Source organism: Bradyrhizobium sp. 142, from assembly GCF_023074015.1.
GTDB lineage: Bacteria > Pseudomonadota > Alphaproteobacteria > Rhizobiales > Xanthobacteraceae > Bradyrhizobium.
The window spans coordinates 1-1,505 of sequence record NZ_JADPKQ010000539.1 but is presented as its reverse complement, the minus strand read 5'-3'; the positions used below and the strand labels follow the sequence as shown (position 1 = coordinate 1,505).

Annotated in this window: 1 protein-coding gene; it reads left to right on the top strand. The window is 62.1% G+C overall.

Going from position 1 to position 1,505, the window contains the following annotated elements; all coding sequences use genetic code 11:
• Positions 1-2: 2 nt before the first annotated feature.
• Positions 3-1,505 (top strand): cytochrome-c oxidase, cbb3-type subunit I (gene ccoN, locus IVA82_RS47710; RefSeq protein ID WP_247494015.1); only part of this gene is annotated, 1,503 nt, incomplete at its 3' end.

Genomic DNA, 1,505 nt, shown 5'->3' with positions numbered 1-1,505 from the left:
CGTTGTTCGCGGTCACCGCTTTCCTCTGCGTGATTGCCGCGGCCAAGGCGCTCGATGCGCCGTTCGCCTTCCACGCTGCGCTCAGTGCGGCGGCGAGCCTGGCTGCGGTGTTCTGCATCGTCAACCGCTACTACGACCGCCCGGCGGCGCTTCCGCCTGCGGAAATCAACGGCCGCCCCAACTACAATATGGGGCCGATCAAGTTCTCCTCCTTCTTGGCGATGTTCTGGGGCATCGCCGGCTTCCTCGTCGGCCTCCTCATCGCCTCGCAACTGGCGTGGCCCGCACTGAATTTCGATCTGCCCTGGACCACCTTCGGCCGTCTGCGTCCGCTGCACACTTCCGCGGTGATCTTCGCCTTCGGCGGCAACGTCCTGCTCGCGACCTCCTTCTACGTCGTACAGAAGAGCTGCCGCGTGCGCCTGGCCGGCGATCTCGCGCCCTGGTTCGTCGTGGTCGGCTACAACTTCTTCATTTTGGTCGCCGGCACCGGCTATCTGCTCGGCGTCACCCAGTCGAAGGAATATGTCGAGCCGGAATGGTACGCCGATCTCTGGCTGACCATCGTCTGGGTCACTTATCTGCTCGTCTTTCTCGCCACCATCATCAAGCGCAAGGAACCGCACATCTTCGTCGCGAACTGGTTCTATCTTGCCTTCATCGTGACGATTGCCGTCCTGCATCTCGGCAACAATCCGGCGCTTCCGGTCTCGGTGTTCGGCTCGAAGTCCTATATCGCCTGGGGCGGCATCCAGGATGCGATGTTCCAGTGGTGGTACGGCCATAACGCGGTCGGCTTCTTCCTGACCGCCGGCTTCCTCGCCATCATGTACTACTTCATCCCGAAGCGCGCCGAGCGGCCGATCTATTCCTACCGTCTGTCGATCATCCATTTCTGGGCGCTGATCTTCCTCTACATCTGGGCCGGTCCGCATCACCTGCACTACACGGCTCTGCCGGACTGGACGCAGACGCTCGGCATGACCTTCTCGATCATGCTGTGGATGCCCTCCTGGGGCGGCATGATCAACGGCCTGATGACGCTGTCGGGCGCATGGGACAAGCTGCGCACCGATCCCGTGCTGCGCATGCTCGTGGTCTCCGTCGCCTTCTACGGCATGTCGACCTTCGAAGGTCCGATGATGTCGATCAAGGTGGTCAACTCGCTCAGCCACTACACCGACTGGACCATCGGCCACGTGCACTCCGGCGCGCTCGGCTGGGTCGGCTTCGTCTCCTTCGGCGCGCTCTACTGCCTGGTGCCGTGGGCTTGGAATCGCAAGCAACTGTACAGCCTGAAGCTCGTCAACTGGCACTTCTGGATCGCTACGCTCGGCATCGTCCTCTACATCTCGGCGATGTGGGTGTCCGGCATCCTCCAGGGCCTGATGTGGCGCGCCTACACTTCGCTCGGCTTCCTCGAATATTCCTTCATCGAGACCGTCGAGGCGATGCATCCCTTCTACATCATCCGTGCGGCCGGCGGGGCGTTGTTCCTGATCGGC